General features: G+C 71.5%; 24 protein-coding genes. 11 read left to right on the top strand and 13 right to left on the bottom strand.

Annotated features, from left to right (window positions below; all coding sequences use genetic code 11):
* The first annotated feature begins 50 nt into the window (after positions 1–50).
* Positions 51–515 (top strand): GatB/YqeY domain-containing protein, encoded by a 465-nt coding sequence (locus PV796_RS18300; RefSeq protein WP_274914386.1) that lies wholly within the window; start codon positions 51–53, stop codon positions 513–515.
* Positions 516–669: 154 nt separating this feature from the next.
* On the opposite strand, the gene PV796_RS18295 is transcribed toward PV796_RS18300, so the two are convergent.
* Positions 670–2,859: a transglycosylase domain-containing protein gene (locus tag PV796_RS18295; protein ID WP_274914385.1), complete on the bottom strand. Its 2,190-nt coding sequence runs from the start codon at positions 2,857–2,859 to the stop codon at positions 670–672.
* Between the two features lie 381 nt (positions 2,860–3,240).
* Here PV796_RS18295 and PV796_RS18290 point away from each other — a divergent pair, with 381 nt between their 5' ends.
* Positions 3,241–3,585, top strand: coding sequence for a WhiB family transcriptional regulator (locus tag PV796_RS18290; protein ID WP_274914384.1), 345 nt, complete (start codon positions 3,241–3,243; stop codon positions 3,583–3,585).
* 47 nt (positions 3,586–3,632) lie between these two features.
* Here PV796_RS18290 and PV796_RS18285 read toward each other — a convergent pair whose 3' ends face one another.
* Positions 3,633–5,069 carry an ArsA family ATPase gene (locus PV796_RS18285; protein ID WP_274914383.1) on the bottom strand — a complete coding sequence of 479 codons (1,437 nt, stop codon included), beginning with the start codon at positions 5,067–5,069 and terminating at the stop codon, positions 3,633–3,635.
* On the bottom strand, positions 5,066–6,043 hold the full coding sequence (locus PV796_RS18280) for an ArsA family ATPase (RefSeq protein ID WP_274914382.1): 978 nt from the start codon (positions 6,041–6,043) through the stop codon (positions 5,066–5,068). Before PV796_RS18280 ends, PV796_RS18285 begins: the two co-directional genes overlap by 4 nt.
* A 153-nt stretch (positions 6,044–6,196) precedes the next feature.
* On the opposite strand from PV796_RS18280, the gene PV796_RS18275 reads away from it, so the two are divergent.
* From PV796_RS18275 to PV796_RS18260, 4 genes are all read left to right on the top strand, one after another.
* A complete protein-coding gene (locus tag PV796_RS18275) occupies positions 6,197–6,355 on the top strand; it encodes a DUF4177 domain-containing protein (protein WP_019992579.1) in 159 nt (52 codons plus the stop codon).
* Complete coding sequence (locus tag PV796_RS18270; RefSeq protein ID WP_274914381.1) at positions 6,352–6,816, top strand: RidA family protein; 465 nt, start codon at positions 6,352–6,354, stop codon at positions 6,814–6,816. Before PV796_RS18275 ends, PV796_RS18270 begins: the two co-directional genes overlap by 4 nt.
* 92 nt (positions 6,817–6,908) lie before the next feature.
* On the top strand, positions 6,909–7,802 hold the full coding sequence (locus PV796_RS18265) for an NUDIX hydrolase (RefSeq protein ID WP_274914380.1): 894 nt from the start codon (positions 6,909–6,911) through the stop codon (positions 7,800–7,802).
* Positions 7,799–8,629 carry an MBL fold metallo-hydrolase gene (locus PV796_RS18260; RefSeq protein WP_274914379.1) on the top strand — a complete coding sequence of 277 codons (831 nt, stop codon included), beginning with the start codon at positions 7,799–7,801 and terminating at the stop codon, positions 8,627–8,629. The genes PV796_RS18265 and PV796_RS18260 overlap by 4 nt, the downstream gene beginning before the upstream one ends.
* 69 nt (positions 8,630–8,698) lie before the next feature.
* Here PV796_RS18260 and PV796_RS18255 read toward each other — a convergent pair whose 3' ends face one another.
* A complete protein-coding gene (locus PV796_RS18255; RefSeq protein ID WP_274914378.1) occupies positions 8,699–9,541 on the bottom strand; it encodes a nucleotidyltransferase domain-containing protein in 843 nt (280 codons plus the stop codon).
* Between the two features lie 128 nt (positions 9,542–9,669).
* A complete protein-coding gene (locus PV796_RS18250; RefSeq protein WP_003981529.1) occupies positions 9,670–10,344 on the bottom strand; it encodes a Crp/Fnr family transcriptional regulator in 675 nt (224 codons plus the stop codon).
* 379 nt (positions 10,345–10,723) lie between these two features.
* On the opposite strand from PV796_RS18250, the gene nth reads away from it, so the two are divergent.
* From nth to PV796_RS18235, 3 genes are read left to right on the top strand one after another with little or no spacing between them, the layout of a single operon-like run.
* Complete coding sequence (nth, locus tag PV796_RS18245) at positions 10,724–11,659, top strand: endonuclease III (protein ID WP_342456918.1); 936 nt, start codon at positions 10,724–10,726, stop codon at positions 11,657–11,659.
* A gap of 59 nt (positions 11,660–11,718) precedes the next feature.
* Entirely contained in the window at positions 11,719–12,444 is a 726-nt protein-coding gene (locus PV796_RS18240) for an NUDIX hydrolase (protein WP_274914376.1), read from the top strand.
* 13 nt (positions 12,445–12,457) lie between these two features.
* The gene (locus PV796_RS18235; protein ID WP_274914375.1) at positions 12,458–13,657 is read left to right on the top strand and encodes a MarP family serine protease; all 1,200 of its coding nucleotides are present in this window, start codon (positions 12,458–12,460) and stop codon (positions 13,655–13,657) included.
* 72 nt (positions 13,658–13,729) lie between these two features.
* Here the strand turns inward: PV796_RS18235 and PV796_RS18230 are convergent, their stop codons facing one another.
* The 6 genes from PV796_RS18230 to PV796_RS18205 all read right to left on the bottom strand — a co-directional run bounded on the left by PV796_RS18230 (position 13,730) and on the right by PV796_RS18205 (position 21,676).
* Positions 13,730–13,927 carry a hypothetical protein gene (locus PV796_RS18230; RefSeq protein WP_274914374.1) on the bottom strand — a complete coding sequence of 66 codons (198 nt, stop codon included), beginning with the start codon at positions 13,925–13,927 and terminating at the stop codon, positions 13,730–13,732.
* 175 nt (positions 13,928–14,102) lie between these two features.
* A complete protein-coding gene (locus PV796_RS18225) occupies positions 14,103–15,032 on the bottom strand; it encodes an alpha/beta fold hydrolase (protein WP_274914373.1) in 930 nt (309 codons plus the stop codon).
* Positions 15,029–15,484 carry a phage holin family protein gene (locus PV796_RS18220; protein ID WP_274914372.1) on the bottom strand — a complete coding sequence of 152 codons (456 nt, stop codon included), beginning with the start codon at positions 15,482–15,484 and terminating at the stop codon, positions 15,029–15,031. Before PV796_RS18220 ends, PV796_RS18225 begins: the two co-directional genes overlap by 4 nt.
* A gap of 44 nt (positions 15,485–15,528) precedes the next feature.
* Positions 15,529–16,881, bottom strand: coding sequence for a Na+/H+ antiporter NhaA (gene nhaA / locus PV796_RS18215; RefSeq protein ID WP_274919102.1), 1,353 nt, complete (start codon positions 16,879–16,881; stop codon positions 15,529–15,531).
* 361 nt (positions 16,882–17,242) lie between these two features.
* Complete coding sequence (gene acs / locus PV796_RS18210) at positions 17,243–19,207, bottom strand: acetate--CoA ligase (RefSeq protein WP_274914371.1); 1,965 nt, start codon at positions 19,205–19,207, stop codon at positions 17,243–17,245.
* Between the two features lie 150 nt (positions 19,208–19,357).
* Positions 19,358–21,676: a SulP family inorganic anion transporter gene (locus PV796_RS18205; protein ID WP_274914370.1), complete on the bottom strand. Its 2,319-nt coding sequence runs from the start codon at positions 21,674–21,676 to the stop codon at positions 19,358–19,360.
* Positions 21,677–22,000: 324 nt separating this feature from the next.
* On the opposite strand from PV796_RS18205, the gene PV796_RS18200 reads away from it, so the two are divergent.
* Positions 22,001–23,275, top strand: coding sequence for a hypothetical protein (locus PV796_RS18200; protein WP_274914369.1), 1,275 nt, complete (start codon positions 22,001–22,003; stop codon positions 23,273–23,275).
* Here PV796_RS18200 and PV796_RS18195 read toward each other — a convergent pair.
* Positions 23,256–24,242 (bottom strand): ATP-binding protein, encoded by a 987-nt coding sequence (locus PV796_RS18195; protein ID WP_274914368.1) that lies wholly within the window; start codon positions 24,240–24,242, stop codon positions 23,256–23,258. The genes PV796_RS18200 and PV796_RS18195 overlap by 20 nt on opposite strands.
* Before the next feature lie 101 nt (positions 24,243–24,343).
* On the opposite strand from PV796_RS18195, the gene PV796_RS18190 reads away from it, so the two are divergent.
* Entirely contained in the window at positions 24,344–25,201 is an 858-nt protein-coding gene (locus tag PV796_RS18190) for an oxidoreductase (protein WP_274914367.1), read from the top strand.
* Between the two features lie 266 nt (positions 25,202–25,467).
* Here PV796_RS18190 and PV796_RS18185 read toward each other — a convergent pair whose 3' ends face one another.
* The gene (locus tag PV796_RS18185; protein ID WP_274914366.1) at positions 25,468–26,388 is read right to left on the bottom strand and encodes an HAD family hydrolase; all 921 of its coding nucleotides are present in this window, start codon (positions 26,386–26,388) and stop codon (positions 25,468–25,470) included.
* Positions 26,389–26,767 lie beyond the last annotated feature (379 nt).

Genomic DNA, 26,767 nt, shown 5'->3' with positions numbered 1-26,767 from the left:
AGCGGGAAAAGGCGCGCCGGTTGTCAGTGGGTGGGGGCATACTCGACGGCATGACCACGCTCAAGGCCAAGCTCCAGGACGACCTCACCACCGCGATCAAGGCGCGTGACGAGCTGCGTTCCTCCACCCTCCGTCTGACGCTGACCGCGATCCAGAAGGAGGAGGTGGCGGGCAGCAAGGCGCGCGAGCTGTCCGACGGCGAGGTCGAGAAGATCATCGCGCGGGAGGCGAAGAAGCGTCGCGAGGCCGCCGAGGCGTTCGACAAGGGCGGCCGCGCCGAGCAGGCCGAGCGGGAGCGGGCCGAGGGCGAGTTGCTCGCCACCTATCTGCCCAAGCCGCTGACCGACGGCGAGTTGGAGGAGCTGGTCGCCGAGGCGGTCGCGGAGGCCACCGGCGCCGGGGCCGAGGGTCCGAAGGCGATGGGCGCCGTGATGAAGATCGTCAACCCGAAGGTGGCGGGCCGGGCCGACGGTGGCCGGGTCGCCGCGATGGTGAAGAAGCTGCTCGCCGGCTGACGCGAGGCGGTGGGCGGGCGGCGCGGCCGTCCGCCCCGGCCGGTGCGGACACCGGCGCACGCGGAAGGGGCGCCCTCGGCAGGAGGGCGCCCCTTCTTCTCGTTCCGGGACCGCGGTGCGGACGGGACCGCGACCGGACGGCCGGCTCAGTCGGTCACCAACCGCCGTCCCCGCCGCCCAGGATGTCCGGGAAGCCGGGGATGTGCCAACCGCCGCCGGGCTTATCGCCGTTGCCGGGCTTGGGCGGCTTGGGGGCGTGCGGCTTGCCCTTGTTGGCGTCGTCGCCCTTCCCCTTCGGGTCGCCGATCGGGACCGTCGGCAGGGCCGGGGCCGGGCGGCCGGCCAGCGCGCCGGACATCATGTCGCGCCAGATGGGGCCGGGGGTGTCGGCGCCGTAGACCTTGTCGTGCGGGACGCCGCCGATGGTGATGTTGTACATCTGGCGCTGGTGGCGGGGGTCGCCGACCCAGACGGCACCGGCCGCGTTCGGGGTGTAGCCGACGAACCAGGCGGCGTAGCGGCTGTCCGTGGTGCCCGTTTTGCCGGCGCTGTCGCGGCCCTTGAGGCCGGCCTGCTTGCCGGTGCCGTCCTCGACGACGCCCTTGAGGAGGGTGTTGACGGTGTTCGCGGTCTTCTTCGACATCGCGCTGTGGCAGCGCGACGTGGGGACGTTCAGCGCCTTGCCCTGCGCGTCGGTGATCGACTCGATGGCGACGGGCGAGCAGTAGGTGCCCTCGTTGGCGAAGGTGGCGTACGCCGCGGCCATGTTCAGCGGGGACATCTCCTGGCCGCCCAGCGCCATGGAGGGAACCTGCTTGAGCGGCTTGCCGTCGGCCCGTTGGAGCCCCATCTTCTGGGCCATCGTGACCGCGGGACAGATGCCCATGTCGCTGATCAACTGCACGTAGTAGGTGTTGACCGACTTCGCGGTCGCCTCCTTCATGTCGTACGGGCCGACTTCCTTGGGGTCCTCGTTGTTGACGGTGTCGTCGCCGTTCCAGGTGCCGGTGCAGGTCTGGACCGGCTTCGGGTACGCCATCTTGAACGGCGAGGAGTACTGCTGGTCCGGGCCGATGCCCTGCTCCAGGGCGGCCGCCGCGATGATCGGCTTGAAGGTCGAGCCGGGTTGGTAGCCGGCGCCGCCGCCCATCTTGCGGTTCACCGAGAGGTTGATCTGGGTCTGGTTGGTGCCGAAGCCGTACGGGCGGGACTGGCCCATGCCGAGGATCTTGCCGGTGCCCGGTTGGACGACGGCGCCGGTGCCGGCGACCGGGTCGTCCGCGTAGACGTGCTGGCTCAGCGACGCCTGGATCGCCTTCTGGGACTGCCGGTCCAAGGTGGTGCGGATGGTCAGGCCGCCCTGCATCCAGCGCTGCGAACGGACCTCCCGGGTCGCGCCGAACGCCTTGTCGTTGAGCAGGACTTCGCGCACGTAGTCGCAGAAGAAGCCGGCGCCGTCGGTGGCGGTGATGCAGCCGTTCTGCGGGCGGCTGATCTTCAGCTTGATCGGCCGGGCGGCCGCGGCGTCGGCCTCGGACCGGCTGATGGCCTTGAGGTCGGCCATCCGCTTCAGGACGGTGTTGCGCCGGGCGGTCGCCGCCTGCGGGTGGTTGACCGGGTCGTAGCGCGTGGGCGACTGGACGATGCCGGCGAGCAGCGCGGCCTCCTCCACGCTCAGGTCCTTGGCGTGCTTGCTGAAGTAGCGCTGGGCGGCGGACTCGACGCCGTACGCCTGCTCCCCGAAGAAGGTGATGTTGAGGTAGTTCTGGAGGATCTTGCGCTTGCCGAGCTTCTCCTCCAACTTGATCGCGTACTTCAGCTCCTTGACCTTGCGGCCGAGGGTCTGCTGGGTGGCCTGGGCGACCTTGTCCGGGTCGTCGCCGGCCTCCTCGATGAAGACGTTCTTCACGTACTGCTGGGTCAGCGTGGACGCGCCCTGGGAGACGCCGCCGGACTGCGCGTTCTTGTTGACCGCGCGCGCGATGCCCTTCAGGTCGATGGCGCCGTGCTGGTAGAAGCGGGCGTCCTCGATGGCCACGATCGCCTTCTGGATGTACGGCGACATGTCCTTGAGGGCGACGACGGTGCGGTCGCGGGAGTAGACCGACGCGATCTCGCCACCGTCGGCGTCGAGGATGGTGGTGCGCTGACTGAGCGGCGGGGTCTTGAGGTTGGCCGGAATGTCGTCGAAGCCCTCGACGGACGTCTTGGCCACGAGGCCGAGTGCCCCGGCGGCCGGCAGCGCGATCCCGGCGAGCACGGCTCCGGAAAGGACGCTGACACCCAGGAACTTGGCGGCCTGTTGGGTCCTTGACCGACCCCCGCCCTCGCGCTTCTTAGCCATGAAGGGAAGCCTACGTTCTCATTCGCCGGACAGGGGCGCACCTGTTCGCTTAGCCTGTTCCCATCTGCCGCAGCGGAACGGTTACACCTCGGTTCGTCAACCCTCACCCCCGACACGGGCACTGTCCCAGATGCCCGTTGTGCGCCAGAAGTCCCTTGCCATTACGGCGAAGTGTCCCGCTTGGGAGGGAAGCGACGTATGTCGCACGGTCACTCCGTTGGGTGATCTGCCGCGTACGCATAGTCCGTTCGGGCCATTCAAGATTGGGCCCGAAGGGGGTGTTGCGCCCTGCCTGGCTTCCGTAACGTCCTCAACTGGCAACGGTGAATATGCCGTTAGCCGCCGTGGGGGAGCCTCGATTCGGGAGAGGACGGCGCCAGCATGGGCTGGGTAACCGACTGGAGTGCACAGGCAGCCTGCCGCACTACCGATCCGGATGAACTGTTCGTGCAAGGGGCGGCGCAGAACCGCGCCAAGGCGGTGTGTACCGGGTGTCCGGTGCGCACGGAGTGCCTGGCCGACGCCCTGGACAACCGGGTGGAGTTCGGAGTGTGGGGCGGGATGACGGAACGCGAGCGGAGGGCGCTGCTGCGCCGCCGCCCGACAGTGACGTCCTGGCGCCGGCTGTTGGAGACGGCGCGGACGGAATACGAGCGCAGCACGGGCCTGTTGCCCGTGGAGTGCTCGGACGACGCCTTCGACGACGCGTACGCGGCGGTCGGCTAGCGCCCACCGTCCGACCGGCGACGGGCCCAACAGGGGCCGCTCGTCGGTCAGTCGACGCTCTCGTCCGGCCGCAGCGCCAGGCGGTCGCCGATGGCGCGCAGGCCCGCGAGGTCGTGGACGTCGCCGGGCAGCGCGGCGACCTGCGCCACCGGCACCTCGGGGTGCAGCGCGGTGAAGCGGTCGCGGGTGCGTCGTTCGCGGGCCAGGACCTGCATGCGTTCGGCGTGCAGGCGCAGTAGTCCGGCGGCGAGCCCGGCCGCCGAGGCCGGAGGGGATGCCAGGTGCTCCGCCGCGGCGGCGGGGGAGGGACCGCCGGGCGTACCTGCTCCAGTCTTCCCGCCGGTGAGATCCACAATGCCGTCCGCGGCAAGATTTTCCGATGCCGGTGAAGTGGCGTGGTGAGGGCGGGAGTTGGTGGCCTCCTCCGGGGTCTTTGGGGGCGCGGGATTCGCCAAGTCCTCGGCGTCCACCGGGTCGTTGGTGTCCGTCGAACCGTCGGTGTCCTCCGACGCGGGGTCGGCGAAGTTCTCCGTCAGCGCCTCCGCGGCGGCCAGCGCGCGCTCGGCGCTGAGTTGGGCCGCGCCGCTGCCGTGGACGCGGTTGAGCACCAGCCCGGCCAGCGGCATCTGCTCGGCCGCCAGCCGCTCGACGAAGTACGCCGCCTCGCGCAGCGCGTCCCGCTCCGGCGCGGCGACCACCAGGAACGCCGTGCCGGGCGCCTGGAGCAGGCGGTAGGTGGCGTCCGCGCGGGTCCGGAAGCCGCCGAACATGGTGTCCATCGCGGCCACGAACGTCTGGACGTCGCGCAGGAGTTGGCCGCCCATCAGCTTGCTGAGGGTGCCCGTCATCATCGACATGCCGACGTTGAGGAACTTCATGCCGGCCCGCCCGCCGACCTTCGCCGGCGCCATCAGGACCCGGATGAACTTGCCGTCCAGGAAGGAGCCCAGCCGCTTGGGCGCGTCCAGGAAGTCCAGCGCGGAGCGGCTCGGCGGGGTGTCCACGACGATCAGGTCCCACTCGTCGCCGGCGCGGAGCTGGCCCAGCTTCTCCATCGCCATGTACTCCTGCGTGCCGGCGAAACCGGCCGACAGGGACTGGTAGAAGGGGTTCTCCAGGATGGCGCGGGCCCGCTCGGCGTCCGCATGGCCCTCGACGATCTCGTCGAAGGTGCGCTTCATGTCCAGCATCATCGCGTGGAGTTCGCCGCCGCCGGCCTCGTCCACGCCCTTGACCTGGCGGGGGACGTTGTCGAGCTCGGAGATGCCCATCGACTGCGCCAGGCGGCGGGCCGGGTCGATGGTCAGCACCACGACCTTGCGGCCGCGCTCGGCGGCGCGCACGCCCAGCGCCGCGGCGGTGGTGGTCTTGCCGACACCGCCGGAGCCGCAGCACACCACGATGCGGGTGCCCGGGTCGTCGAGCAGGGCGTCGACGTCCAGCCCGGGGGCCGAGGCGTCCAGCGTCGTTACGTCCGAGGTCATATGGGCCCCTGTTTCCGCAGGTCTCTGGCCAGGCCGTAGAGCCCGGCGAGGTCCACTCCCTCGGGGAGCAGCCCCAACTCGTAGGTGGGCAGGCCGAGATCGGTCAGCGCGGCGTGCTGGGCGCGCTCCAGCTCGACCCGCTCGGCGTGCTCGCGGGCCTGCTCCAGCAGGGGGTCGATCAGGCGCTCGGCCAGGCCCCCGCGGCGGGCGCCGCCCAGGCCGGCCTGGGAGAGCGCCTTGGCGATGCCGGCCCGGGCGCCGCGGGCGGCGACCTCCAGATCGCCGTTGTCCAACAGGGCGGGGCGGGTCATGTTGATGACCACGCCGCCCACCGGGATGCCGGCCTCGCGCAGCTCGGCGATGCCGTCGGCGGTCTCCTGGACGGGCATCTCCTCCAGGAGCGTCACCAGGTGCACCGCCGTCTCGGGGGACTTCAGGACCCGCATCACGGCCTGCGCCTGATTGTGGATCGGGCCGATCTTGGCCAGGCCGGCGACCTCGTCGTTGACGTTGAGGAAGCGGGTGACGCGGCCGGTGGGCGGGGCGTCCATCACGACCGCGTCATAGACGAACGCGCCGCTTTTGTCCTTGCGGCGGACCGCCTCGCACGCCTTGCCGGTCAGCAGGACGTCCCGCAGGCCGGGGGCGATGGTGGTGGCGAAGTCGATCGCGCCCAGCTTCTTCAGCGCCCGGCCGGCGCTGCCGAGCTTGTAGAACATCTGGAGGTAGTCCAGCAGGGCGCGCTCGGCGTCGATGGCCAGGGCGTGCACCTCACCGCCACCGGGGGCCACCGCGATCTTGCGTTCCTCGTAGGGAAGCGCTTCGGTCTCGAACAGCTGGGCAATGCCCTGCCGGCCCTCGACCTCGACCAGGAGGGTGCGACGCCCCTCGGTGGCCAGGGCGAGGGCAAGTGCAGCGGCGACCGTGGTCTTGCCGGTGCCGCCCTTGCCGCTGACGACATGGAGCCTGCTCACGGCTAGGAGCCTAACCAGTCCGCGTCCGGCTCACGCACGGGATGCGCCTGGGAGCACCCGGAGATCCGCTCGCGGACGGTCGGGGACGGGGTCGGGGATGCCCCCTAGGGGTCGCGGGCCCAGGGCGCCCGGCGCAGGCATTACGCTCGGCCCATGACCAAGTGGGAATACGCGACCGTGCCGCTGCTCGTGCACGCGACGAAGCAGATTCTGGACACCTGGGGCGAGGACGGCTGGGAGCTGGTCCAGGTCGTGCCGGGCCCGAACAACCCCGAGCAGTTGGTGGCCTACCTGAAGCGGGAGAAGCCGTGAGCGTCGTAGAGGACAGGATCGCGTCGCTCGGCCTGAAGCTGCCGGAGGTCGTGCCGCCGCTGGCCACCTACCAGCCCGCGGTGCGCTCCGGCTCGTACGTCTTCACCTCCGGCCAGTTGCCCATGGTGGACGGCGCGCTGCCGGCCACCGGCAAGGTCGGCGCCGAGGTCACCCCCGAGCAGGCCAAGGAGCTCGCCGCGACCTGCGCGCTGAACGCGCTGGCCGCCGTGAAGTCCGTCGTCGGTGACCTCGACAAGATCGTCCGGGTCGTGAAGGTCGTCGGATTCGTCGCCTCCGCGCCGGAGTTCACCGGCCAGCCGGGCGTCGTCAACGGCGCCAGCGAACTGCTCGGCGAGATCCTCGGCGAGAAGGGCGTGCACGCCCGCTCCGCGGTCGGCGTGGCGGTGCTGCCGATCGACGCGCCCGTCGAGGTCGAGATCCAGGTCGAGATCGCCGACTGACGTCGCGCACGCGGTGCGCTCGCGCCCGGGGTGGGCCCGCTGTCCACAGAGGACCCCTCGAACATCCGCGCGCGAGCGCATAGCATCCGGCCATGGCGTCGACGACCAATGGCCAGTGGTACCCGCCGGAATGGCCGGCCCGCATCCGGGCCCTGACGAACGGCGAACTGACGCCGCCCGCGCCCCGCAGGGCCGCGACGGTCCTGCTGCTGCGGGACACCGACCGCGACGGCCCCGCCGTCCACATGCTGCGCAGACGCGCCTCCATGGCCTTCGCCGGAGGCGCGTACGCCTATCCGGGCGGATCCGTCGACCCGCGTGACGAACGTCCCGTGGGATGGGCGGGCCCCTCGCGCGCCGAATGGGCGGTGCGGATGGGCGTCGACCCGTCCACCGCGCAGGCCGTCATCTGCGCCGCGGTGCGCGAGACCTTCGAGGAGTCCGGGGTGCTGCTCGCCGGCGACTCCGCCCACACGGTCGTCGCGGACGCCACCGGCGCGGGCTGGGAGGCGGACCGGGCGGCGCTGGTCGCCCACGAGCTGTCCTTCGCCGACCTGTTGGCCCGCCGCGGCCTGGTGCTGCGCTCCGATCTGCTGGCCGCCTGGGCGCGGTGGATCACCCCGGAGTTCGAACCGCGCCGCTACGACACCTTCTTCTTCGTCGCCGCGCTCCCGGAGGGCCAGCGCGCCCTCGACGTCTCCACGGAGGCCGACCGCACGGTGTGGCTCCGCCCCGGGGAGGCCGCGGCCGGCTACGACCGCGGCGAGCTGCTGATGATGCCGCCGACCATCTCCACCCTGCGCTCGCTGGAGCCCTACGGGAGCGTCGCCGACGCGCTGGCCGCGGCCGGTGCGCAGGACCTGACGCCCGTACTGGCCCGCGCCCGCCTCGTGGGCGGCGAGATCGTGCTGAGCTGGCCCGGCCACGACGAGTTCACCAAGCACATCGCGACGACGGACGACGCCTCCGGAGGTACCCCCGCATGACCGAAGCCGCGGCCCTCCCGGGCCAGCCCCGTGGCGGGGTCCTCTCCGGGCCGGCCACGCCGCGCGCGCACTGCGTCCTGGCCCCGAACCCGTCCGCGATGACGCTGGACGGCACCAACACCTGGATCGTCGCCGAGCCGGGCTCCCAACTGGCCGTCGTCATCGACCCCGGGCCGCTCGACGAGGGCCACCTCCAAGCCGTCATCGACACCGCGGAGCGGGCCGGGCAACGGGTCGCGCTGACCCTGCTCACCCACGGGCACCCGGACCACGCCGAAGGGGCGGCCCGGTTCGCCGAGTTGACCGGCAGTCCCGTACGGGCGCTGGATCCGGGGCTGCGCCTAGGGGGCGAGGGGCTCGGCGCGGGCGACGTGATTACCACCGGGGGCCTGGAGCTGCGCGTGGTGCCCACCCCGGGGCACACCGCGGACTCGCTCTCCTTCCATCTGCCCGCCGACCGGGCCGTCCTGACGGGGGACACGATCCTGGGGCGCGGCACCACCGTGGTCGCGCACCCCGACGGTCGGCTGGGCGACTACCTCGACTCCCTGCGCCGGCTGCGCTCCCTCACCGTGGACGACGGGGTCTCCACGGTCCTACCGGGCCACGGACCGGTGTTGAACGACGCCCAGGGGGCGGTGGAGTTCTACCTGGCGCACCGGGCCCACCGGCTCGCCCAGGTGGAGACGGCGGTGGAGGCCGGCCACCGGAACCCCGCCGAGGTCGTGGCGAGCGTCTATGCGGACGTGGACCGCTCCCTGTGGCCGGCCGCCGAACTGTCGGTGCGGGCGCAGTTGGACTACCTGGGCGAACACGGGCTGATCTAGGGCCCGTACGCGCCGCTCCGGTCCTTACGGGACGGGCGCCTCGGCGCCGTCCCGAGGCGTAGTGCGGCGTCAGGGCTCCTCTGGGCGAGGGGCCTTGGCCCCGTGGACGGCCAGGTACTCGTCGGCCAGCCAGGGGGCGAGGTCCGTCAGCAACGCGTCGAGGAGCCCGGGGTGCGCGCCCGGGTTCCGGGCGGCGCGGGCCGCGGCGCGCATCTGCTCGGCGCGCGCCGGGTAATAGCGCCCGAACACCTCGGCGGATTCGGCGAGATCGCTGGTCCAGCCGCCCCAGCGCGGCATGACCAGGGTGAACCCGGTGCGGACGAGGTTCCTGGTCACCGCCCGGGTCAGCCGGGCGCGCTCCTCTGGGCCGGTGACCGCGGCGGCCCGCCGGCGCAGACCGGGCAGCCGCCGGAAGAGGTCGCCGTTGGTCTCCCGGGCCAGGAGCGAGGTCGGGCGGTAACGGGGCAGCGCCGCGGCCAGATCGGGCCCGCTCAGCGGCGTGCACAGGCAGGCCACGAACCACCCCAGGTCGTACCGCTCCAGCTCGCTCAGCAACCGGTCCGCGGTGACCAACAGGAGGCCGGCACCGTCGATCTGCGGGAAGGCGGCGTCCAACTCCGCCTCGACGGCCCGCGCGGCCGCCCGGTCGGCGTCGGTGGGCCCCGGCCGTCCCGCCCGCAGGACGAGCAGCGCATCGAGGTCGGACACCCCGGGGACGGCGGTGCCGCGCGGGATGCTCCCGAACAGGTAGGTGCTGACGACCCGGTCGGGCGGGAAGTGGGCGGCGAGCCGGTCGGCCAGCGCCGCCACGACGGGCGCGAACGGCGCGGGCACCTTCCCCAGGGCCCCCTCCCGTACGAAGCAGCCGTCCTGGTCGAGGCCCTTGCCCCCGGATTCTCCACCGGTCGTCATGGCGCCCACTATGGGGCGGTGGAACGGCGGGCCGCGAGCCAATTACCCGGCGGCCGCCGGGAGTTCCCGTGACGCGCCGAGGGCCCCGCCGCAGCGGGGCCCTCGGAACGGTCGTGGTGCGCGCGGCGTCAGCGCGAGCGCTTGGCCAGCCGCTCGACGTCCAACAGGATCACGGCGCGCGCCTCCAGGCGCAGCCAGCCGCGGCCCGCGAAGTCCGCGAGCGCCTTGTTGACGGTCTCCCGGGAGGCGCCGACCAACTGGGCCAGCTCCTCCTGCGTCAGGTCGTGCACGACGTGGATGCCCTCTTCGGACTGCACGCCGAAGCGGCGCGACAGGTCCAACAGGGCGCGCGCCACCCGGCCTGGCACGTCCGAGAAGACCAGGTCGGACATCTGGTCGTTGGTCTTGCGCAGCCGGCGGGCGACCGCGCGCAGCAGGGCCGTGGCCACCTCCGGGCGGGCGTTCAGCCAGGGCTGAAGGTCACCGTGGCCCAGTCCCAGCAGCTTGACCTCGGTGAGCGCGGTGGCGGTGGCCGTGCGCGGTCCCGGGTCGAAGAGGGACAGCTCGCCGATGAGCTCGCCGGGCCCGAGGACGGCCAGCATGTTCTCGCGGCCGTCGGGTGAGGTGCGGTGGAGCTTCACTTTGCCCTCGGTGACCACGTACAGGCGGTCGCCTGGGTCCCCTTCGTGGAACAGGGCGTCGCCGCGTGCGAGCGTGACCTCTCCCATCGAGGCGCGAAGCTCGGCCGCCTGCTCGTCGTCGAGCGCCGCGAAGAGCGGGGCGCGCCGCAGAACGTCGTCCACGAGTTCTCTCCTTGTCGACATGCTCCGAGGGACTGTGGTCCCCATCATGCCGGAATGCAAAACAGTGCGATCAATCACAAGTTTGCCGGACCCGTGGCCCAAGCCATACGGCAGGGGGCCGATTGGGGTCACGAATCCCGGTGATCGGGTCGGATGTCAGTGGGTGGCCTTAGTCTGGCCGAGTGTCCAATACGCCGGTGAGAGCAGAGGACTGGGGGCCGACAGAGTGAGCGCCGGGCGCGATTCCGCTGTGGGCGAACAGCCGCTCGCGGGCGCCTCAAATACCGACAAAAGTAACAAATCGCTCTTCGGGGCGATGACCGGGCGGAATGCGACGGATGGGGCCGGCGCGTCGCCCACCGAGGCGAAGGAGGCGGCCGTGTCCGAGACCCCCGCGAAGCCGGCGGCGAAGAAGACCACGACCAAGAAGGCCCCGGCCGCGAAGAAGACGACCACCGCGAAGAAGGCCACCGCGGCGAAGAAGACGACGACCAAGAAGACGGCCGCCAAGGCGACGGCGCCCGCGAAGAAGGCCGTTCCCGCGCGCAAGCGCGAGTCCCGGGCCGCCATGGTGCGCCGGGCCCACGAGATCAACCGCGAGCTGGGCGAGCTCTACCCGTACGCCCACCCGGAGTTGGACTTCACCAACCCCTTCGAGCTGCTGGTCGCCACGGTCCTGTCCGCCCAGACCACCGACCTCCGGGTCAACCAGACCACCCCCCGGCTCTTCGCCGCCTGCCCCACGCCCGAGGACATGGCCGCGATCCCCCCGGAGCAGTTGGAGGAGCTGATCCGCCCCACCGGCTTCTTCCGCGCCAAGGCGAGGTCCCTGATCGGGCTGTCCACCGCGCTGCGCGACCGCTTCGACGGCGAGGTGCCCGGCCGCCTGGAGGACCTCGTCACGCTCCCCGGTGTCGGCCGCAAGACCGCCAATGTGGTGCTCGGCAACGCCTTCGGAGTCCCTGGCATCACCGTCGACACCCACTTCGGCCGGCTGGCACGCCGCTTCGGCTGGACGACCGAGCAGGACGCCGTGAAGGTCGAGGCCGACGTCGCCGCGATCTTCCCCGAGAGCGAGTGGACGATGCTCTCGCACCGCGTGGTCTTCCACGGCCGGCGCGTCTGCCACTCCCGCAAGCCCGCCTGCGGGGCCTGCCCGATCGCCGCGCTGTGCCCGTCGTACGGCGAGGGCGAGACCGACCCGGAGAAGGCGAAGAAGCTGCTCAAGTACGAGCTCGGCGGCCAGCCCGGGCAGCGGCTGAAGCCGCCGGCCGACTATCCGGGGCGGCCCGCGCCCCCGTTGGCCGTCTCGTAGGGCGACGACCACGACTCCACTGGGGGACCGATCAGCCACGTATGCCTGAGGGGGCGCGGATGACGAGTGCACGGGAGCAGTACGGCGAGACGAGGGACCCGGGCCCGGTGGCGGCCGGGCCGGAGGTGACGGTGACGACCGAGGACTTGCCCGAGTGGCTGGCCCCGGTGGCCCGCGCGGCCGCCAGCGTGGAGCCGCGCCAGCTCAGCCGCTTCCTGCCGCCGGAGCGCGGCGGGCGGCAGTCGGCGGTGCTGATCCTCTTCGGGCACGGCGTCCGAGGGCCCGAGCTGCTCCTGATGGAGCGCGCCGGCACCCTGCGCTCGCACGCCGGACAGCCCTCCTTCCCCGGGGGGTCGCTCGACCCGGAGGACGGCGATCCGGAGGGCGCCGGTCCGATCCGCGCGGCGCTGCGCGAGGCCCAGGAGGAGACCGGGCTCGACCCGTCGGGCGTCCAGGTCTTCGGCGTGCTGCCGCGGCTCTACATCCCCGTCAGCGGCTTCGTGGTGACGCCCGTGCTGGGCTGGTGGCGGGTGCCGAGCCCGGTGGCCGCGGTGGATCGCGCGGAGACCGCCCGGGTCTTCACGGTTCCCGTGGCGGATCTCACGAACCCCGCACATCGGGTCACCTCCCGTCACCCCAGCGGCCACATCGGCCCCGCCTTCCTCGTCAAGGACGCCCTGGTCTGGGGTTTTACCGCCGGGGTGATCGACCGGATCCTGCATTACGCGGGCTGGGAGATCCCATGGGACCGCGACAAGCAGGTCCCGCTCGACTGGCGCTCGTGAGACGGTGTCCGGCGTGAACGTCCTGGACATCCTGCTGCTGGTCGCGGCCGTATGGTTCGCGATCGTCGGTTACCGGCAAGGCTTCCTCGTCGGCATCCTGTCCGTGATCGGCTTCCTCGGGGGAGGTCTGATCGCGGTCTACGTGCTGCCGGTGATCTGGAACGAGATCACCGACGACGCCAAACCGGGCACCTTCGCGGTCATCGCGGCGGTCGCCATCGTGATCGTCTGTGCGTCGGTGGGCCAGGCGCTCACCACCCACCTCGGCAACAAGCTCCGCCGGCACATCACTTGGACACCCGCGCGGGCGCTGGACGCCACCGGCGGCGCGCTGGTCAACGTCCTGGCGATGCTGTTGGTCGCCTGGCTGATCGGCTCCGCGCTGGCCGGCACGTCCCTGCCGACGCTCAGCAAGGAGGTCCGCAACTCCAAGGTGCTGCTCGGGGTTTCCCAGGTCATGCCGCCGCAGGCCAGCACCTGGTTCGCCGACTTCTCCTCGGCGCTGGCGCAGAACGGCTTCCCGCAGGTCTTCACGCCGTTCGCCAACGAGCCGATCCGGCCGGTCCGGCCGCCGGACCCGGCGCTGGCCAACGGCCCCGTGGCGGCGGACGCCCGGCGCAGCATCGTCAAGATCGTCGGCCGGGCGCCCGGCTGCGGCAAGATCCTGGAGGGCACCGGCTTCGTCTTCGCCCCGCACCGCGTGATGACCAACGCGCACGTCGTCGGCGGCGTCAACGACCCGACGGTCCAGGTGGGCGGCGAGGGGCTCCCGGTCAACGCCAAGGTGGTGCTCTACGACTGGGAGCGCGACATCGCGGTGCTGGACGTCCCGCAACTGCGCGCCCCGGAACTGAAGTTCGCCGACAAGGACGCGGGCAGCGGCAAGAGCGCCATCGTCGCCGGCTTCCCGGAGAACGGCGGTTACGACGTCCGCCCGGCCCGCATCCGCGGCCGCATCCAGGCCAACGGCGCGGACATCTACCACCGGGGCACCGTCGGCCGGGACGTCTACTCGCTCTACGCGACGGTCCGGGAGGGCAACTCCGGCGGCCCGCTGCTCACGCCCCAGGGCGAGGTCTACGGCGTGGTCTTCGCCAAGTCGCGGGACGACGCGCACACCGGCTACGCGCTGACGGCCGACGAGGTCCGGCAGGACGCCGTCCGCGGACGGGTCGCCTCCCAGCAGGTCGACACCCAGGGTTGCGCGATCTGAGGCCGGGTGGGGCCGCGTACCGATCCTGCGGGACGGGGCGCGGCCCGGTGGCCGTTGGGGAGCGCGCCGGGGTCAGCTACGGGGATGGCGCAGGCGCGCGCTCATCCAGCGCGCTCTGCGGCGCAGGATGCGGGGGATGCCCATCGGGTGCGCCGCGTCCGGGGACCTGGAGGATTCGAGATCCGGGGTGCCCCTGTCCTGTGTGCCCACCGCAGCGGCGCTGCTGCGGCGGTTGCGTGCCACGTCACGGTAGTCGTGCGTCCAGCCCATACCCTCGACTCTGCCCGTGGCCCAAGGTCCGTAACCGCCTCGGGGAGGGCCAATTGGCCTATGCGGGAGGCAATTGGCTGTTCGTCAGACGAGCGTTCGTGCGAACGCGACGGGGCGGACCGGGCGCCGTGGGGAGACGCCGGGCGACGGGTGGTGCGCGCGGGACCGCGGACCGTCAGCGGTCCGGTTCCGGGTCCTTCAGCCAGTTGATCAGCTCGGTGGAGAAGGCCGCGGGGTCCTCCTCGTGCGGCCAGTGCCCCAGGCCGTCGAAGAGCCGCCAGCGGTAGGGGGCCTCGACGTACTCGCCGGAGCCGGCGGCGCTGCGGGTGCGCATGACCGGGTCCAGGGAGCCGTGCAGATGCAGGGTCGGGACCCGCACCGGCAGCTTCATCCGGCGGTTGAACTGGATGCCGTCGGGGCGCGCCATCGAGCGCACCATCCAGCGGTAGGGCTCGATCGAGCAGTGCGCCGTCGACGGGATGGCCATGGCCCGTTGGTAGACCTCGATGGTCTCGTCCTCCGGGAGCCGGGGGCCGGACCAGTCGCGGATCATCCGGCCCACCAGCGCCGCGTCGTCCGCGGTCAGCCGGCGCTCCGGCAGCCAGGGCCGCTGGAAGCTCCAGATGTGCGAGCTGCGCCGGACGTCGGCGAGCATCGCGGCCCGCCAGCGCCGCGGGTGCGGCATCGACGACACCACGAGCCGGCGGACCAGCTTGGGCCGCATCACCGCCGCCGTCCACGCGAGGTAGCCGCCCAGGTCGTGCCCGACCAGCGCGGCGTCCGGCTCGCCCAGGGAGCGGATGACGCCCGTGATGTCCAGGGCGAGGTTGGCCGGGTCGTAGCCGCGCGGGGTGCGGTCGCTGCCGCCGACGCCGCGCAGGTCCATGGCGACCGCGCGGAAGCCCGCGTCGGCCAGCGCCGGGAGTTGGTACCGCCAGGTCCACCAGAACTGCGGGAAGCCGTGCAGCAGCAGCACGAGGGGGCCGTCGCCCATCTCGGCGGTGTGGAAGCGCGCACCGTTGGCCGAGACGTCCCGGTGCGTCACCTCGTGGCCACCGGGGATGTCGAGCCGCACGACGGCGGCGGTGCTGTCGGGGGCCGTCATACCGAGGAGCGGGGCACAGAGGCGAGGGCCGGGTGCTCCTCGTCAACGCGCGGGTGCGGCTTGGCCTTCTGCAGCACGGCCGCGGTCTCCTTGGCGGAGGCGATCGACTTCTCCGGCTTCTTGATTTTCTTGATCTTGGCCATCGCGACCAGGATCAGCAGCGCGGCGATGATCAGGAAGGCGCCGCCCACGATCAGGAAGGACCAGGCGAGCCCGAGGCCGAGGTTGTGGATGCCGTAGGCCGCCGCAAAACTCAGCACCGGCAGCGCGAACAGCGCCAGCACCCCCGCCACGACGAACGCGGCACTGCCGATGCCCGCCCGCTTGGCGTCCTGCCGCAGTTCCGCCTTGGCCAGCGCGATCTCGTCGTGCACCAACGCGGACATCTCGGCGGTCGCCGTGGCCACCAGTTGCCCGAGGCTGCGGTCCGCACCGTCGTCGGCTGCGCTCATCGACGTCTCCCTCTTCTCTTCGCCTGGATGCAAAGCCTCTCAGATCATGCCGGACCATCGTCCCCGGACCGGGCGCCGGCGGCCATTTCGGCAAGCCTGCGATGCTCGGCGGCCTTCGCTTCGAGGATCGCGGCCATCCTCAGGTGGTACGCGGGCTGGTCCTTCTCGTAGACGTCGGGGATGCCGTCCTGGTCCTCGTCCCGCTCCTCCTCGTCGCAGAGCTGCCGGTACTTGTTGTTGCGGATCTTGAGGAGGATGCCCGCGAAGACAGCCGCGAGCAGCGAGCCGATCAGCACCGCCGCCTTGATCTCGTCGGTCAGGACCGGGTCGCCGGCGAAGGCCAGCTCGCCGATGAGCAGGGAGACGGTGAAGCCGATGCCGGCCAGGGCGGCGACGCCGAAGACGTCCGGCCACTTCAGATCGGGGTTGAGCTCGGCTCTGGTGAAGCGGGCGGTGCACCAGGTGCCGCCGAATATCCCCAGCGCCTTGCCCACTATCAGGCCGAGGACCACGCCGAGCGTCTCGGGCCGGGTGAAGACGTCGTGGACCGCGCCGCCCGAGATCGACACCCCCGCGGAGAACAGGGCGAACAGCGGCACCGCCAGCCCCGCCGACAACGGGCGGACCAGGTGCTCGATGTGCTCACCGGGGGACTGCCGCTCGCCCTCGTGGCGGTGGCAGCGCAGCATCAGGCCCATGGCGACGCCGGCGATGGTGGCGTGCACGCCGCTGTTCTCCATCAGCGCCCAGATCACCGCGGCGAGCGGGACGTAGACGTACCAGCCGCGGACGCCCTTGCGCAGCAGGACGTAGAAGAGCACCAGGCCGGCGACGGACAGGCCGAGGGCGACGAAGTTCAGCTTCGAGGTGAAGAAGATCGCGATGATCAGGATCGCGAAGAGGTCGTCGACGACGGCGAGGGTGAGCAGGAAGGCGCGCAGCGCGGACGGCAGGGAGGTGCCGATCACCGCGAGGACGGCGAGCGCGAAGGCGATGTCGGTGGCGGTGGGGACCGCCCAGCCCCGGAAGGAACCGCCGCCGGCGACGTTGACCAGGAAGTACACCACGGCGGGGGTCGCCATGCCGCAGATCGCGGCGATCACCGGGAGGGCGGCGGCCTTGGGGTCGCGCAGCTCGCCGGCGACCAGTTCGCGCTTGAGCTCGATACCGGCGACGAAGAAGAAGACCGCGAGCAGGCCGTTGGCGGCCCAGTGCTGGAGCGAGAGGTCCAGGCCCAGCGACGCCGGGCCGAGGTGCAGTCCGCGGAGCGCCTCGTAGCTGCCGCCGAAGGTATTGGCCCAGATCAGTGCGGCGATGGCGGCCACGAGGAGGAGAACGCCGCCGACGGTCTCGGTACGCAGTGCGTCGGCGATGAAGTTCCGCTCGGGCAACGGCATCCGGCCGAGGAATATGGAGCGGCGGTTGCTGGATGCAGTCACGCGTTGACCTCCGGCAGCTGAGAACGGCTGTAGCAGTTGCCGACCAGACTTCCCGGCGCACCCAGAGTTTCTTAGCGTCTCGTTGACGCCCCCTAACCCTAACGGGTGGGTGCAAGGGGTTAATGCGTGGGGTTAACTTTACGGGCAATTCGGGCTTCGGGCCGCCGGGCGCCGAGCCGGCCCGGGCCGGCGACGGTGTGGGAACGCCGGAGGCCCGAGAACGCAGCAGGGGACACCGGCCGCAGTGGCCCGGTGCCCCCTCCTGGAGCGCGTCGGCGCGGAGCGCCGCGGTCGCGGCGTCAGCCCTCGCCCGGCGCCGTCAGTCCTCGCTCGGTGCGCTCGGCAGCTTCGACTGGATCAGGTCCATGACGGAGGAGTCGGTGAGCGTGGTGACGTCGCCCAGGGCGCGGTTCTCGGCGACGTCGCGCAGCAGGCGGCGCATGATCTTGCCCGAGCGGGTCTTCGGCAGCTCCGCGACCGGCAGGATCCGCTTGGGCTTGGCGATCGGGCCGAGCTGCTGGGCCACGTGGGCGCGCAGCTCGTCGACCAACCCCTCGTCCTCTGCGGTGGCGCCGCCGCGCAGGATCACGAAGGCGCAGATGGCCTGGGTGGTCTGCGGGTCGGTGGCGCCGACCACCGCGGCCTCGGCCACCTTCGGGTGCGAGACCAGCGCGGACTCCACCTCGGTGGTGGCGATGTTGTGCCCGGAGACCAGCATCACGTCGTCGACCCGGCCGAGCAGCCAGATGTCGCCGTCCTCGTCCTTCTTGGCGCCGTCGCCGGCGAAGTACTTGCCAGCGAAGCGGGACCAGTAGGTGTCGAGGTAGCGCTGGTCGTCGCCCCAGATGGTGCGCAGCATCGACGGCCAGGGCTCGGTCAGCACCAGATAGCCGCCGGCGCCGTCGGGCACCTCGTGGCCGTCGTCGTCGACCACCGTGGCGGCGATGCCGGGCAGCGGCACCTGCGCCGAGCCGGGCTTGGTCTCCGTCACGCCCGGCAGCGGGCTGAGCATCATCGCGCCGGTCTCGGTCTGCCACCAGGTGTCGACGATCGGCGCCCGCTCGGCCCCGATGTGCTTGCGGTACCAGATCCACGCCTCGGGGTTGATCGGCTCGCCCACCGAGCCCAGCACCCGCAGCGACGACAGGTCGAACTTCGCCGGGATGTCGTCGCCCCACTTCATGCAGGCGCGGATCGCGGTCGGCGCGGTGTAGAGGATCGTCACGCCGTACTTCTGGACGATCTCCCACCAGCGGCCCTGGTGCGGGGTGTCCGGAGTGCCCTCGTAGAGCACCTGGGTCGCCCCGTTGGAGAGCGGGCCGTAGGTGATGTACGAGTGGCCCGTCACCCAGCCGACGTCGGCGGTGCACCAGTAGACGTCGGTCTCGGGCTTGAGGTCGAAGACCGCGTGGTGGGTGTACGAGACCTGGGTGAGGTACCCGCCGGTGGTGTGCAGGATGCCCTTGGGCTTACCCGTCGTCCCGGAGGTGTACAGGATGAACAGCGGGTGCTCGGCGTCGAACGCCTCGGGGGTGTGCTCCGGGCTCTGCCGCTCGACGAGGTCGTGCCACCACACGTCGCGGCCCTCGGTCCAGCCGACCTCCTGGTCGGTGCGGCGGACGACCAGCACGCTGCGGACGTGCTCGGTGCCGGGCTTGGTCAGGGCCTCGTCCACGGCGGGCTTGAGGGCGGACGGCTTGCCGCGGCGGTAACCGCCGTCGGCGGTGATCACCAGGCGGGCGTCGGCGTCGTTGATCCGCGTCGCCAGGGCGTCCGCGGAGAAGCCGCCGAAGACCAGGGAGTGCGGGGCGCCCAGCCGGGCGCAGGCCAGCATGGCGATGACCGCTTCCGGGATCATCGGCAGATAGATGGCCACCCGGTCGCCGGCGCCAACTCCCAGCTCGGTCAGGGCGTTGGCCGCCTTGGCGACCTCGCGCTGGAGCTCGGCGTAGGTGATCGCCCGGCTGTCGCCCGGCTCGCCCTCGAAGTGGATCGCGACCCGGTCGCCGAGGCCGTTCTCCACGTGGCGGTCCACGCAGTTGTAGGCGACGTTGAGTTTGCCGTCGGTGAACCACTTGGCGAACGGCGGGTTGGACCAGTCGAGGATCTCGGTGGGCTCGGTCTCCCACGTCAGGCGTTTGGCCTGCTCGGCCCAGAAGCCCAGCCGGTCCGCCGCGGCCTCTTCGTACGCGGCGGCCGTCACGTTGGCGTCCGCGGCCAGCTCGGCGGGCGGTGCGAACCGCCGCTCCTCCTTCAGGAGGTTGGCCAGGCTTTCGTTGCTCACGACATCTCCCATATTCCCGGGGCGTGCGATGTGTCCCAGGCCATAGCTCATCAGCCCGCGAGGGACCCTGACAAGGGCTGTGGACAACTGATGGTGTAGACCTGTCGCAATTCTTTCCCTCGCACCGCCGTTCGGGGGTTGCCGTGCAGGTCAGGCGCCCACTGCCGGGGCGTCGGCGCGCACCGCCCGGAACCGCCCGGTGGGCTCGTCCAGCAGATACGCCTGGGCCTCGGCGACGTGGAAGTACATGCCGTGGAGGGAGAGGGAGCCCTCGGCCATCCGACGGGCCACGCAGGGGTGCGCCCGCAGGTGGTCGAGCTGCTGCCGGACGTTGACCAGCGCCAGTCGCTCCTGGTCATCGGCCACCGGCCGCTCGGCGAAGGCGACTTCACCCCGGCCCAGCCGCCCGATGCGCGCCATACGGGCCAGGCTCGGACGGCCGTGCCGCAGCCAACGGGCGAGCGGGGTGGCCTCGTTGGCCGGTGGCGGGGCGGCGGTCGAACCGAGCAGCGCCGCCATGGCCCCGCAGCCGGAGTGCCCGCACACGGTGATCGACTCCACCCGCAGCACCTCGACCGCGTACTCGACCGCGGCGCTCACCGAATCGCAGGAGGTGTCCGAGCCGGGCGGCGGCATCAGATTGCCGACGTTGCGCACGGTGAACAGGTCGCCCGGCCCGCTCGACGTGATCATGCTCGTCACCAGCCGGGAGTCGGCGCAGGTCAGGAAGAGCTGAGTCGGGCGCTGACCCTCCCGCGCCAGCCGGGCCAGCTCCTCGCGCACCAGTGGCGCGGTGTGCCGCTGGAACGCGCTGACGCCGCCCAGGAGTTGGCCGGCGCCCTCGTGGGCCGCGGTGTGGTCCGGTGCGGGGCGGGTGCAGTGGTGGTTGCGCCAGGGCGTCCACGGCCGGCAGGAGTGGGCGTCGGTCGGCTCGGCGATCGGGCGGCCCGAGCGGCCCACGAGGGTCACCTGGCCACCGTCCGCCCGATGGGCGGCCGTCCAGGACTGCAGCGCCTCGTAGGCGGCGTGGTCCATGAAGGACCCGCACAGCTCGACGACGGCGTCGGCGGCCGGCGGCACCTGTGCCAGCGCCCAGGTCATCCGCGGCACCGCCAGGAACGTCAACTGGCCGCTGACGCGCACCCGGTGGCGGCCGGACTCCTCCGTCACCTGGACGCGGGTGTGGGTCAGCCGCCGCAGCGCCAGGAAGACCCCGACCGCGATGCCCACCAGGACGCCCCGCAGTACGCCGAAGAGCACCACCGCGCCCAATGTGGCCGCGTACACCGGGAATTCGCGGTGCCGCTGCACGTGCCGGAGGTGCGCGAAGCTCACCATCCGTACGCCGACGACCAGCACCAGGGCGGCCAGCGCGGCCAACGGGATCAGCTCCAACACCCCGGCCAACAGGCCCGCGCAGAGCACCACCCAGACGCCGTGCAGCACGGTCGCCCGACGGGTGGTCGCACCGGCGCGCACATTGGCCGAACCGCGGATCGCGCCACCGGAGACCGGCAGACCGCCCAGCAGGCCGGAGACGACGTTGGCCAGGCCCTGGCCGGCCAATTCGCGGTTCAGCCGCGGCCGTTGCGGCGAAGCTCCCGGGCGCTCGGCGGCCAGCCGGTCCACGGCCACCGCGGACAGCAGCGACTCCATACTGGCCACGAGGGTGACCGTCAGCACCGCGGTGACGAGGGCGGCGAGCGAACCGCCGGGCAATACGGGCGACTCGGGCAGCCGCCAGGACGGCAGCGCGACCCGCGGAACCGTCGCGCCCGCGCTGACCGCCGTGGCGGCGAGCACCGCGGCCAGCGGCGCCGGCACCAGCCGCGCCCGGCGCCCGGCGCGGCCCGGCAGCCGCGGCCAGCCGACCAGCACGGCGACCGCGACGGCTCCGGTCAGCAGCGCGGTGGTGTGCGGCTGCGCCAACTGGGCGGGCAGCGCCGCGACGTTGTCGACGGCCGAGCCGTCGGGGCTGCCGCCGAGCACCACGTGGAGCTGCCCGACGGCGATGGTGACGCCGATGCCGGCGAGCATGCCGTGCACGATCGCCGGGCTGACGGCGAGCGCGGCACGGGCCACCCGCAGCGCCCCGAGGGCGAGTTGGGCCAGCCCGGCCAGGACCGTGATCGCGCACGTGGCGCGCCAGCCGTAGCGCTGGACGAGGTCGGCGGTGACCACCAGGAGGCCGGTGGCGGCGCCGGTCACCTGGAGCGGCGCGCCGCCCAGTAGCCCGGCGACGATCCCGCCGACGGCCGCGGCGACCAGGCCGGCCTGGAGCGGGGCGCCGGTGGCCAGGGCGACGCCCAGCGAGAGCGGGACGGCGAGCAGGAAGACCACGACCGAGGCGGAGAGGTCTCCCCGCCAGCCCGGGCTCGCCCCCTTTCCCGGGTGTGCGGCCCTGGAGGGCGTACTGGGCTCGGGCAAGAGCTCGGACAGCGGCTGCGGCGACTTCTGGAGCTGCGTCATTCCCGTCTCCTCCGGGGCGGCGCGGTCGGCCCTTCGGGCGCGACCGCGGGGCGGCGGTGTGCTGCGGCGGGAGCGGATCAGGCCGGCGGGCGTCGCGGTGGGTGACGGGCCGGTGACCCTCAAGCATCGGTAAATGAATCGTAATGACGCGTAAAGACCCTGAGAAGGCTTTCCGGGCGTATGGCGCAGTCATTCCGTCTATCGAGTGAATAAAACGACTTTTGCTCCAGCTCTTTTCGTCATCTGTCAATGGATATGTGCGTTTCTTCAGGTCTGCCCTGATTAATCCGCATGGTGCCTCGCGCACCAGGAATGAGGTGGCTGATGGCGGTCATATCGAAGGCGACGGTGCGCATCGCGGTGGCGGTGGCGCTGGCGGCGATAGCCGGCTGCTCCGCGGCGACCCAGGACGGACCGCCGCAGAGCGCGAGCAAGGGGCGCATGGCGCCCGCCAAGGTTCCGGCCACCCGCCCGGTCCGCCTGATAGGCGACGGCTCCACCGCGTACACCGGGGCGCAGCCCCACCAACCCAGGCCCGCCCGCCTCAAGCCGGGCCGGAAACCACCCCAGTTCGTGGTGTTCTCCTGGGACGGCGCCGGCGAGGACAGCCAGAAGCTGTTCTCCCACTTCCGTGCCGTCGGCAAGAAGTACGGCGCGACGATGACGTACTTCCTCAGCGGCGTCTACATGCTCCCCGCCGACAAGGCGGAGCTCTACGAACCTCCCGGCCACGAGCCCGGCGCCTCGGCGATCGGCTTCAACGACGTCCGCGGGATCAAGGACACCGTGGCCCAGATGCGCGGCGCCTGGGAGGACGGCAACGAGATAGGCACCCACTTCAACGGCCACTTCTGCGGCCGTAACGGGGTGGGCAGTTGGACGCCGGAGGAGTGGCGCAGCGAGATCGAGCAGGCCGTCTCCTTCGTCCGGAACTGGAAGACCAACTCCGGCCTCAAGGGCGAGCCGCCGCTCCCGTTCGACTACGCCAAGGAGTTGGTAGGCGGCCGCGCGCCCTGTCTGGAGGGGCAGCGCAATCTGATACCCGCGGCCAAGGAGATGGGCTTCCGCTACGACGCCAGCTCATCGGGCGGCCTGCAGACCTGGCCGCGGAAGATCGACGGCATCTGGGACTTCCCGCTCCAGGAAATACCCTTCCCCGGCCGGGACTTCGAGACCCTCTCGATGGACTACAACTTCCTGGCCAACCAGTCCGGCTCCACCCATGGCGACCGCGCGATGCACACCGCCTGGGGCCAGCAGATGCGCGACGGCATCCTGGACGCCTTCGACCGCGCCTACCAGGGCAACCGCGCCCCCCTGTTCGTCGGCGACCACTTCGAGTCCTGGAACGGCGGCACGTACATGAAGGCCGTCGAGGAGGCGATCAAGGAGATCTGCCCGCGTAAGGGCGTGCACTGCGTCAGTTTCAAGCAGTTGAGCGACTGGCTGGACGCGCAGGACCCGGAGACGCTGGGCAGGCTCCAGGACCTGCCGGTGGGCCGGGCGCCGGAGGACGGCTGGTCGGCGTACCTCTCGGATACCCCGGGAGCCGCCTCCGGCCCGACGCCAGCGGCCCGGATCATGCCGGTTGCGGGGTAGCCGTCCCCTCGAAGAGCACAAAGGCGGGGTCGACCTGGGCAGCCAGGTCGGCCCCCGTCTTCGCGTTGCCCCAACTCTCCGCGTTCTTCAGGTGGAAGTGCACCATCTGGCGCGTGTAGCGCTCCCAGTCGCGGTCCTCGTAGGAGGCGTCGGCGGCGTCGTGCAACGCCTCCAGGGCGCGGCGGTTGGTCTCCTCCAGGAGGGCGAAGGGGGCCGGGCGGCCCTTCTCCACGGTCCGCACCCAGTCGGAGTGGCCCACGCACACCAGGAGGTCCGCGCCGACCTCGGAGCGGAGGAACGCCAGATCGTCGGCCCCCTGGACCTTGTTGCCGACGACCTTCAACGGGACGCCGAAGTCCTGGGTGTACTCCTTGTACTGGCGGTAGACCGCGACGCCCTTACGGGTCGGCTCGGCGACCAGGAAGGTCATGTCGAAGCGGGTGAACATCCCGGAGGCGAAGGAGTCCGACCCCGCGGTCATGTCGACGACGACGTACTCTCCGCGGCCGTCGACGAGATGGTTCAGACACAACTCGACCGCCCCGACCTTGGAGTGATAACAGGCCACGCCCAAGTCGGCCTCGGTGAACGGGCCGGTGGCCATCAATCGCACCGTCCCGTCGTCGAGCGGCACGGTCCGGGCGCAGGCGTCGTAGATCGGGTTGCCCTCGCCGATGCGCAGCAACCGGGAGCCCTCGCCGGGCGGGGTCGTCTTGATCATCGTCGCGGTGGACGGGATGCGGGGGTTGCTGCCGCGCAAGTAGTCCTTGATCAAGGGGAGATGGGCGCCCATCGCGGGCAGCGCGGCGGCCTGGGCCTCGGCCATGCCGAGCGCGACGCCCAGGTGTTGGTTGATGTCGGCGTCCACCGCGACGACGGGGACCTGGGTCGCGGCGAGGTGCCGGATGAACAAGGAGGACAGCGTGGTCTTGCCGCTGCCGCCCTTGCCTACGAAAGCGATCTTCATGTTCGGGGAGCGTAGGTGTGGCCAACCTCTCGACGGGTGGTTTACGTGAAGAAGACCACTCCTTCGAGGGGTTCGGGCTGGCGGTGCGTAGGGTCGTTCCCATGGCTGGAATCTCCCGGGGGACGCCCCCCGAACCACCCCAGGCGAGCACCGACCCGCTCGCGGCCCTGGCGTCGCTCCCGGGGGTCGCCGACTCCGTGGACTCCGTCCGCAAGGCCGTCGACCGGGTCTACGGGCACCGGATCATGCGGCGCCGCAGCACCGAGATCACCGCCGAGGCGGCGCTGCGCGGCGCCCGGGCCTCCGCGGCGCTGTCCGGGGCCGATTGGGCGCTCGAAGAGGTCCGCCGGCGCACCGACTTCGGCACCGGCGACGAGCCGCGCACGGTCGGCGCCGCGCTGCGGTTGACCGCCGAGGCGGGCCAACTGCTCAGCGTCTGGCGGCAGTCGCCGCTGCGGGTGCTGGCCCGGCTGCATCTCGTTGCGGCCGGCGGTGGAGTGGACGATGACACCGTGGGCCGGCCCCGGCGGAACGACGAGCCGGTGGACGAGCCGTTGGTCGAACTGCCGCTGCCGGACGCCGATGAGGTCGCCGGCCGGCTGGACGGGCTTTCGCGGCTCCTCCTGGCGGGCACCGAGGCGCCGGCCCTGGTGACGGCCGCCGTGGTGCACGGGGAACTCCTGGCGCTGCGGCCCTTCGGCACGTACAACGGGTTGGTCGCGCGGGCGGCGGAGCGGATCGTGCTGGTCGGCAGCGGGCTGGACCCGAAGTCGATCTGCCCGGCCGAGGTGGGGCACGCGGAACTGGGGAGCGCGGACTACGCGCGGGCCCTACAGGACTACGTCTCGGGCACGCTGGACGGCATGGCGCGGTGGATCGCCCACTGTGGACGCGCGGTCGAGCTGGGCGTACGGGAGAGCACGGCGGTCTGCGAGGCGTTGCAGCGCGGAGCGGCGTAACGGCGTGGTGCCCGGCCCCTGACACGGGTTGCGGCGGTACCAACCCTTCGGTACCGCCGCTGGCACGTCCGCCGAGTTACCAGGCGTGCTCGGTATTTGCCCATCAGGTCGGATTCCTTGTCCGCTTACCTGGTGCGGCTGGCCCGTAATCGACGGGTCGGCGTCGCGTGGGTGCTCGGCATTCATGCGTCGGTCCGTGGGCCTTGATGCGGTAAAGGCGTTCCTCTCGGATGTCCTTGGTCTCGCGGGCCGTTACGTCCTTTGTACTACTCATATGGGGTGAACGGAACCCCGGCCCGTAGATCTTTACGTTTGCGCGCAAATGCGGGCATTACGGCGAGTCGATTCTTTCCGGTACTGCGACGGGTGGCGTACCAGACCAGCGTCGCGGTGGCGGCGGCCGCGCCGATCGCGGCGACGGCGGTGAGCACCGGGCGGGAGGGCAGGGTCAGCGTCGGCAGCCGCTTCTTGAGCGGGACCGGCCGGTTGAAGGTGACCACCGGCCAGCCCCGGGCGACCGCTTCACGGCGCAGCGCCCGGTCCGGATTGACCGCGCAGGGGTTGCCGACCGTCTCCAGCATGGGCACGTCGGTGATCGAGTCGCTGTACGCGTAACAGCGCTGGAGGTCGTACCCCTCGGACGCGGCCAGTTCCCGGACGGCCTCCGCCTTCGTCGGGCCGTAGGCGTAGTACTCCACCTCTCCGGTGAAGCGGCCGTCGTCGCCGACCACCATCCTGGTGGCCACCACCCGGTCCGCGCCCAGGAGTTCGCCGATCGGCTCGACGACCTCGGCGCCGGAGGTGGAGACGATCACCACGTCCCGGCCGGCCGCGTGGTGTTCCTCGATGAGCGAAGCCGCCTCGTCATAAATGATCGGGTCGATGAGATCGTGCAGCGTTTCGGCGACGATCTCCCGGACCTGGGCCACGTCCCAGCCGCGGCAGAGCGACGAGAGATATTCGCGCATCCGCTCCATCTGGTCGTGATCGGCGCCGCCCGCGAGGAACACGAACTGGGCGTACGCGGTGCGCAGTACGGCCCGCCGATTGATCAGGCCGCCTTGGTAGAAGGACTTGCTGAAGGTCAGCGTGCTCGACTTTGCAATGACGGTCTTGTCCAAGTCGAAGAACGCGGCAGTACGGGGAGTCGAGTGAGGCACGGAGTGGTTTTCCACGGGGGCGAGCATAGGCGCCCACCATTCGGCGTAAGGTGTGGCGCGTGGGTTTGCCTGAGAAGGCTCTCGGGTACACCATGGAAGTCACGGATCGTTCGCGACCGTGCTAACCCGGTCCGGCTCCTCCCCCCCCCCGAGTCGGCCGTGGGGACGACCCCCGCTCTCCCCCCCGGCGGGGGTCGTCGCATGTCCGGGCGCGTTTTTCGCCGTGGGCCCTTGATTCACTTGGATTCCGCGCGTTGTTGGCGTGCGCTTCTGTCATGCATATGCCATCACTCAGGGTAGTCGTTGCACTGCTCTGTGGAGCCTTCACGTGCGCCTCAGAAGCCCTCCCGCGTCGCTGGAATAGGTGACGGGGATATTCACAACCGCTGAGTTGTCCACAGTTTTG

This window comes from Streptomyces sp. WZ-12, from assembly GCF_028898845.1.
Lineage (GTDB): Bacteria > Actinomycetota > Actinomycetes > Streptomycetales > Streptomycetaceae > Streptomyces.
This window is presented reverse-complemented; position numbering and strand designations above follow the sequence as displayed.

Coding starts and splice junctions, on each gene's coding strand:
- PV796_RS18220 (WP_274914372.1), bottom strand. CDS start 15,484: ATGAGCGCAGCCGACGACGGTGCGGACCGCAGCCTCGGGCAACTGGTG.
- PV796_RS18295 (WP_274914385.1), bottom strand. CDS start 2,859: ATGGCTAAGAAGCGCGAGGGCGGGGGTCGGTCAAGGACCCAACAGGCC.
- PV796_RS18185 (WP_274914366.1), bottom strand. CDS start 26,388: ATGCTCGCCCCCGTGGAAAACCACTCCGTGCCTCACTCGACTCCCCGT.
- PV796_RS18205 (WP_274914370.1), bottom strand. CDS start 21,676: ATGACGCAGCTCCAGAAGTCGCCGCAGCCGCTGTCCGAGCTCTTGCCC.
- PV796_RS18200 (WP_274914369.1), top strand. CDS start 22,001: ATGGCGGTCATATCGAAGGCGACGGTGCGCATCGCGGTGGCGGTGGCG.
- PV796_RS18260 (WP_274914379.1), top strand. CDS start 7,799: ATGACCGAAGCCGCGGCCCTCCCGGGCCAGCCCCGTGGCGGGGTCCTC.
- PV796_RS18255 (WP_274914378.1), bottom strand. CDS start 9,541: ATGACGACCGGTGGAGAATCCGGGGGCAAGGGCCTCGACCAGGACGGC.
- PV796_RS18285 (WP_274914383.1), bottom strand. CDS start 5,069: ATGACCTCGGACGTAACGACGCTGGACGCCTCGGCCCCCGGGCTGGAC.
- PV796_RS18195 (WP_274914368.1), bottom strand. CDS start 24,242: ATGAAGATCGCTTTCGTAGGCAAGGGCGGCAGCGGCAAGACCACGCTG.
- PV796_RS18230 (WP_274914374.1), bottom strand. CDS start 13,927: ATGGGCTGGACGCACGACTACCGTGACGTGGCACGCAACCGCCGCAGC.
- PV796_RS18290 (WP_274914384.1), top strand. CDS start 3,241: ATGGGCTGGGTAACCGACTGGAGTGCACAGGCAGCCTGCCGCACTACC.
- PV796_RS18240 (WP_274914376.1), top strand. CDS start 11,719: ATGACGAGTGCACGGGAGCAGTACGGCGAGACGAGGGACCCGGGCCCG.
- nhaA (WP_274919102.1), bottom strand. CDS start 16,881: ATGCCGTTGCCCGAGCGGAACTTCATCGCCGACGCACTGCGTACCGAG.
- PV796_RS18225 (WP_274914373.1), bottom strand. CDS start 15,032: ATGACGGCCCCCGACAGCACCGCCGCCGTCGTGCGGCTCGACATCCCC.
- PV796_RS18190 (WP_274914367.1), top strand. CDS start 24,344: ATGGCTGGAATCTCCCGGGGGACGCCCCCCGAACCACCCCAGGCGAGC.
- PV796_RS18300 (WP_274914386.1), top strand. CDS start 51: ATGACCACGCTCAAGGCCAAGCTCCAGGACGACCTCACCACCGCGATC.
- PV796_RS18275 (WP_019992579.1), top strand. CDS start 6,197: ATGACCAAGTGGGAATACGCGACCGTGCCGCTGCTCGTGCACGCGACG.
- PV796_RS18265 (WP_274914380.1), top strand. CDS start 6,909: ATGGCGTCGACGACCAATGGCCAGTGGTACCCGCCGGAATGGCCGGCC.